The sequence below is a fragment of the Citrobacter sp. VF227 genome, from assembly GCF_052950715.1.
In genome coordinates this window covers 1-723 of sequence record NZ_JBRFVF010000096.1, presented here as the reverse complement: position 1 = coordinate 723, position 723 = coordinate 1, and the positions used below count along the sequence as shown (strand labels likewise).

Annotated in this window: 1 protein-coding gene; it reads left to right on the top strand. The window is 73.2% G+C overall.

The genetic code is table 11. From position 1 onward, the window contains the following. Positions 1-254 precede the first annotated feature (254 nt). Positions 255-723 (top strand): ABC transporter substrate-binding protein (locus ACU8YC_RS25245; protein ID WP_446895995.1); only part of this gene is annotated, 469 nt, incomplete at its 3' end.

Sequence of the window (723 nt, the reverse complement as noted above, 5' to 3'; positions counted from 1 at the left end):
TCCCTGTACGGCCCGCAGGGTGCGGAGCGCGGCGCCGCCGTCGCCGGCGGGCGTGCCGACGAGGCCGACGCCCTGCTGCACGCCTACAGGCGCATCGACGATCCCGAGCTTCGCCGCCGCGTCCTGACCCTCGTGCAGGATCTGGCGGCGGCACGCTGACCGGCGCGCCCGTGATACGCCCGTGACGCGCCCGTGACGCGCTTGGCCCGCCACGTGCTAACCTCCGCGGGACTGCAACGCTTGGGCGAGTCGGCATGCTGAACAGACGATCCTTCATGGCCCTGTCGGGCGCCGCCCTCGCGGCACCGGCCCTGGCGCAGGGCGGCGCCGCCCGGACGCTCAAGTTCATCCCGCAGGCCGACCTGACGGTGCTCGATCCGATCTGGACGACCGCCTACGTCACCCGGAACCACGGGCTCGCCGTCTTCGACACGCTCTACGGCACCGATGCCGGCTACGCCGCCCAGCCGCAGATGGTGGCGGGCCACACGGTGGAGAACGACGGCAAGCTGTGGCGCCTCACCCTGCGGCCCGGGCTGACCTTCCACGACGGCAGCCCGGTGCTGGCCCGCGACTGCGTCGCGAGCGTCGCGCGCTGGGGCAAGCGCGACGCGATGGGCCAGACCCTCATGGCCTACACGGACGAGCTCTCGGCCCCGGACGACCGGACGATCCAGTTCCGGCTGAAGAAGCCCTTCGCGCTCCTGCCGGACGCGCTGGGCA